This window comes from Mesorhizobium sp. M4A.F.Ca.ET.022.05.2.1, assembly GCF_003998845.1.
Taxonomy (GTDB): Bacteria; Pseudomonadota; Alphaproteobacteria; order Rhizobiales; family Rhizobiaceae; genus Mesorhizobium.
In genome coordinates this window covers 1-5,690 of sequence record NZ_RZOJ01000387.1, presented here as the reverse complement: position 1 = coordinate 5,690, position 5,690 = coordinate 1, and the positions used below count along the sequence as shown (strand labels likewise).

General features: G+C 67.9%; 6 protein-coding genes. 4 read left to right on the top strand and 2 right to left on the bottom strand.

Annotated elements, in window-relative coordinates:
* Positions 1-1,097: ATP-binding protein (locus EN745_RS28410; RefSeq protein WP_127422782.1), on the bottom strand; the 1,097-nt coding region annotated here is incomplete at its 3' end.
* Entirely contained in the window at positions 1,094-1,816 is a 723-nt protein-coding gene (locus tag EN745_RS28405) for a response regulator transcription factor (protein WP_126054241.1), read from the bottom strand. The genes EN745_RS28405 and EN745_RS28410, both read right to left, overlap by 4 nt.
* 229 nt (positions 1,817-2,045) lie before the next feature.
* On the opposite strand from EN745_RS28405, the gene EN745_RS28400 reads away from it, so the two are divergent.
* From EN745_RS28400 to EN745_RS28385, 4 genes are all read left to right on the top strand, one after another.
* On the top strand, positions 2,046-2,744 hold the full coding sequence (locus tag EN745_RS28400) for a hypothetical protein (RefSeq protein ID WP_127422781.1): 699 nt from the start codon (positions 2,046-2,048) through the stop codon (positions 2,742-2,744).
* Between the two features lie 110 nt (positions 2,745-2,854).
* Positions 2,855-3,043: a hypothetical protein gene (locus tag EN745_RS28395; protein ID WP_245487863.1), complete on the top strand. Its 189-nt coding sequence runs from the start codon at positions 2,855-2,857 to the stop codon at positions 3,041-3,043.
* On the top strand, positions 3,024-4,181 hold the full coding sequence (locus EN745_RS28390; protein WP_127422779.1) for an efflux RND transporter periplasmic adaptor subunit: 1,158 nt from the start codon (positions 3,024-3,026) through the stop codon (positions 4,179-4,181). Before EN745_RS28395 ends, EN745_RS28390 begins: the two co-directional genes overlap by 20 nt.
* Positions 4,178-5,690: efflux RND transporter permease subunit (locus EN745_RS28385; protein WP_145992171.1), on the top strand; the 1,513-nt coding region annotated here is incomplete at its 3' end. The genes EN745_RS28390 and EN745_RS28385, both read left to right, overlap by 4 nt.

Sequence of the window (5,690 nt, the reverse complement as noted above, 5' to 3'; positions counted from 1 at the left end):
GGATTGACCCGGAAGAACGGCTCGAACGCCTTGTTGAGCAGTTCCGGCGGAATGCCCGGCCCATCATCGTCGATGGTCAGCACGGCCTGGCCGCCGGCGCTCGTCAGGGCAACGCTGCAGCCCCTGCCGTGCGTAGCGGCGTTGACGATCAGGTTGCGCAGAGCCCGCCTGAGGCCAAGCGCGCCGGCCTTGACCGAGACTTTGTCGAGCTGGCCGACAGAGACCGGATGTCCGAGCGAGATCATCTCGGCCTGGATGTCGCGCAGCAGCCTCGCCAGGTCGACCGGCTCGACGGCATCCTGGTTGACCTCCTCGCGCACCAGCCGGATCGCGCTGTCGGCGATGCGGTCGAGCTCATCGAGGTCATGCAGCCATTTTTCGCGGTCGTCGTCGAGGAATTCAGCCCTGAGCCGCATCCGCGTCATCGGCGTCCTCAGGTCATGGCCGGCGGCGGCGACCAGCCGCATGCGGCTCTCCATCGCCGTCTTCAGCCTGGCGGAGAGCTGATTGAGCGCATGCGCCGTCGCCCGGACTTCCGCCGACCCCTTTTCCGGCACCGCCGCCAGCACGCCGTCCGATCCGATCTTGCTGACCGCTGTCTCCAGCATCTCCAGCGGCCGCACCAGCACGGCGGTCGCGTACACCGCCGTGGCGCCGAGCGCGATCAGCGTGATCCAGCCGGCCAGCACGAACCAGACATCGCGCGGTGGATTGAAGTCCGGCACGTCGACGATCATCCAGCGATTGCCGGGCAGCGCGACCGAGGCGACCATGCCGGGACTGCCGGGGTTGCGGCTGACGGTCGCCGAAAGGTCGAGGCCGTCGTCATGCAGGATGTCGTTGAGCACTCGCGTGTGCTTGAGGTCCTCGAAACCATCGGCGGGACGGTCGCTGATGTTGATCGGCGCGTCACCCGGACCGGCCACATGGCCCGGAACCAGTTGCACCATGAGCTGCACCTGGCGGGCGACCGGCCGCATGATGAGCTCGGGGGACGGCCCGCCGAGCACCTTGATCGCGACGAACGTGGCAAGGCCCACGACGCCGACGATCGACGCGACCAGCAGAATGATCAGGCGCCGGCGCAGCGAGGTCATGCTTCGGCCTCGGCCGTCTCGACGCGCGCGGTGAGCTGGTAGCCGCCATTGCGCACCGTCTTGAATAGCGGACCCTCGCCCGCGTCACCGAACTTGCGCCGCAGTCGGCTCATCAGCACGTCGACGGATCGGTCGAGCGGGTCACGCTCGCGGCCTTGCGTCAGGTCGAGTAGCTGATCGCGCGACAACAGCCGTCCGGGGCGGTCGAGGAAGACCTGCAGCAGGTCGAACTCAGCGCCGGTGAGGTCGATCAGCGCGCCCTCGGCATCCATCACCTTGCGCGTGTCCGGCTCCAGCCTGTAGCCGGCGAACTGGTAGACGCGCACACGCGGCGGAGCCTCTTCCGGTGCCGAGCGCCTGAGCACGGCACGGATGCGGGCGGCGAGCTCGCGCGGGTTGAACGGTTTGCCGAGATAGTCGTCGGCGCCGAGCTCCAGCCCGATGATGCGGTCCACATCCTCCTTCAGCGCCGTCAGTAGGATGACCGGAATATGCGGCTTGCGATCGCGCAGCGCCCTGCAGATGTCGAGGCCCGAGCCGTCGGGCAGCATGACGTCGAGCACGATCAGGTCGAACTGGCCCGAGCCGAGCTTCTGCTCGGATTCGCGCCGGTCAGCCGCCACCGAGACGCGAAAGCCCTGCCCATCGAGATAGCGCCCGAGCAGCGTCCTGATTTCGCGGTCGTCGTCGACGACGAGGATGTGGGGTTGTGCCTGCATTACCTGCCCGCCTGCATTTCCTGCCCTGTTTGCTTGTTTGCCGGCGATTATAGGAGCGCGGCGGGCAAGCGGCATGGAAAATTGCAACCCAATGTTTCCACCCGGCGCCCGGAAACATTGGGAAACAAATCTCCCTTTTGCGGAAACCTTCAGCAACGCGCCGAAGCAAAGCGGCAAAAGACGCTTCCTATCCTCCAGCGATCCGAAGCATGCAGGAAAGGATTACGTCATGCGAAGCAGACTTTTTGCGCTCGGCCTGTTCTCGGTCGCGGCCATTCATCCCGTGCTGGCGGCGCAGCCGGATGCGCCCGGTGACCAGCCGCCGATGCTGGCGCAGCCGGACGGCGCGGACCGGGGGCCAATGCCCTGGCCCGGCCCACATGGGCCGATGCGGCACGGACCGGACGGCTTCGGTCCGGAAGGCCACGGTCCGCAGCGCTTTGGTGAACGCCGGATGGGACCGCCGCCGGAATTCATGCTCGCGGCCCGGCTTTCCGCGCTTGAGACCAAGATCGGTGTGCGATCCGAGCAGCTCGACGCTTGGCGCGACTATACCAGCGCCCTGCAGGCGGTGCTGGCGCCACCGCGGCCCGACCATGGCCCGGGCGGCACTGGCGGGCGTGGCCCCGATGCGGGAGACAACGGTCCCGCCGGCAAGCCTGAGGCCCGCGATCCCTTCGCCTTCCAGGAGAAGCTGGCCGACGTGATGCAGCACGCCATCGCGGCAGCCAGGCTCAAGGACGCGATCTCAGCGCTCCGCACCAAGCTGACGCCCGAGCAGCTCGAGATCCTCGCTTCGGCGGAACGACCCCACGGCCCTCCCCCCGGTACCTGGGGCAATCCGCCGGACGATGCAGCCGGCCCCGGAGGTCTGCCTGGCGGCGGACAGCTTCCGCCACCCCTACCCCGGAATGGCGAACAACTCTGACCGGCTGCACCGGCCGGCCCGCTGACCCACCCGTTCACGGGCCGGCCGGTTCTGCAGGCGGCAGACTGCAGTCATTGAAAAACGAAAGCACGACAATGTGGGAAGCTCTGATGATGCTGCGGCTGATCGCCTCCATCGGCCCAGGCCTGCCGATCGGCCACCGCGCCCGCTCCACGCCATTGGTCCTGCCGGCGGAGACGCTCAAGGGCGCGATCCGGCTGAGCTTCGCCGTCTACCGCCTATCACTTCCGCTCTCCGACCCTTCAAGCAGCAAGAATCATGACCAGAAAATTGCGTAAGAGGCATCTCCTCCTGCTGGCCGCATTGGTTGCGCTCGCCGCCGTCGTGGCGCTGAAAGCCTATGGCCGCGGCGCGCCCGAGCCGGCGGCGCGGACGGCCGCGCCCGCTCAGGCCGCCACGCTGACCGTTTCCGTCGAGGTGGTCCGCTCAGAGGCGATCACGGCTTCCGTCAGCGCCACCGGCACGGTCGCCGCCTGGCAGGAAGCGACGATTGGAGCGGAGGAGAGCGGCTTGCGCCTGACCGACGTGCTGGTTGCCGAAGGCGATCATGTGAAGGCGGGCGATGTCGTGGCCCGGCTGGATGACTCGCTGCTCAAAGCCCAGCTCGCGGAGCAGAAGGCAGCGGTCGCGGAGGCGCAGGCGACGCTTGAATCCGCGAAATCGGCAGCGGCCCGCGCCGACAAACTCTTGGCCAGCAACGCCATCAGCGCCGAGACTGCAGAGGAGAAGACAACCGCCGTCAAGACCGGCAAGGCTGGGGTCGACCAGGCGCAAGCCGCCACTGAGCGGCTGCAGGCCGAGCTCGACCGCACCACCATCCGTGCGCCGTTCGATGGCATCGTCTCCAGCAAGCCGGCGGTCGCCGGCTCGATCGTCCAGGCCGGAACCGAACTGATGAAGATCATCCGCGACGGCAGGCTGGAGGTCGGCGTGCTCGTGCCCGAGAAGGACCTGGCGGCGATCTCCGTTGGGCAGGCCGCCGACGTTGTCGACGCCTCCGGCCGCCACTTTGCCGGCAGCGTTTCCTCGATCGCCGAAACGGTCAACACCACCACGCGGCTCGCCACCGTCTATGTCTCGCTCGGCGAAGCCTCCCGCCTGAAGCCGGGCATGTTCGCCCGCGTCTCGATCGCGACCGCCGCCTCGCAACGGCTGAGCGTCGCCGAAGCCGCGCTTGTCTGGCATGACGGCAAGCCGGCGGTCTTCGTCGTCGACGCTGCCGGCAAGGTCAGCGCGCGTCTCGTCACGACCGGCACCCGCCAGAGCGGCCGTGTCGCCATCGAAAGCGGTCTCTCCGAAGGCGATCATGTCGTAGTCGCCGGCGCCGGCTTCCTCTCGGACGGCAATCTGGTGCGCGTCGCCTCCGCCGCGGCCGACGCCGGCGCTGCCGCGGGCTCGACGGGGAGCGCGCAATGAACGCCATTTCTTCCTGGTCGATCCGCAACCCGGTTCCGACCATCGTGCTCTTCCTGTCGCTTACCATCGCCGGCCTCTACGGCTTCATGCAGCTGCGCACCAACAACATGCCCGACATCGACCTGCCGACCGTCACCGTGACTGTGGCGCAGCCGGGCGCGGCTCCGAGCGAGATGGAAGTTCAGGTCGCGCGGGTGATCGAGAATGCCGTGGCGACACTGGAAGGCGTCGACGATGTCTCGACCTCGATCAGCGAGGGCTCGTCCGTCACCACGGTCGAGTTCACCCTCGGCACCGATCCGGAGACTGCCACCAACGACGTCCGCAACGCGGTCTCGGGCGTGCAGTCCAGCCTGCCGGCCGCCGCCCAGACACCGGTCGTGGCCAAGGTCAACGCCAACGGCAATTCGGTGCTGACCTATGTCGTCGAGGCGCCGACCATGTCGCCCGATCAACTGAGCTGGTACATCGACAACGACGTGGCCAAGGCCCTGCTCGGCGTCGACGGCGTCTCCAAGATCACCCGCTCCGGCGGCGTCGACCGTGTCATCCGCGTCGAGCTCGATCCCGACCGCCTGGCCGCGCTCGGCATCAGCGCCGGCGACGTCAGCCAGACGCTGGCATCGAACAACGTCAACCAGCCCGGCGGCCGCGCCACCATCGGCGGCCAGGAGCAGTCGGTGCGCACGCTGGCCAGCGCCACCACGGTCGAGGCGCTCGCCGACACCCGCATGGCGCTTTCCAGCGCCGGCGACGTCAAGCTTTCCGATCTCGGCACCGTGGTCGACAGCTGGGAGAAGCCGCGCCAGGCCGCCTATCTCGACGGCAGGCAAGTCGTTGCCTTTAACGTCTACAGGTCGGTCGGATCGAGCGAGATCGACGTCGTCAAGGTCGCGCGCGCGGCGATCGCCGAAATCGGCGCGAAAGCCACTGGGGCGAAGTTCAGCGAGGTCACCTCCTCGTCCGGTTTCGTGCAGGAAAGCTATGACGCGGCCCTCGAGGCGCTGTGGCTCGGCGCCCTGCTCGCCGTCGGCGTGGTCTGGTTGTTCCTGCGCGACATCAGGGCGACGCTGGTGTCGGCCGTCGCCATGCCGCTGTCGCTGATCCCGACCTTCGCCGTCATGGCGGCCCTGGACATCTCGCTGAGCAACATCACCTTGCTCGCGCTGTCGCTGGTGGTCGGCATCCTCGTCGACGACGCCATCGTCGAGATCGAGAACATCGTTCGCCATATGCGCCAGACCGGCGCCAGCGCCTATCAGGCGGCGATCGAGGCCGCCGACGAGATCGGCCTTGCCGTGGTGGCGACCACCGCGACCATCGTCGCGGTGTTCCTGCCGGTGGCCTTCATGCCCGGCATTCCCGGAAAATTCTTCATCAGCTTCGCCATCGCCGTCTGCGTGTCGGTGCTGTTCTCGCTGCTGGTGGCGCGCATGCTCACGCCGCTGTTGGGCGCCTATCTGGTGCGCGCCGGCGGCCACAGCGAGGACGACCTCCCGGCCTGGGTGC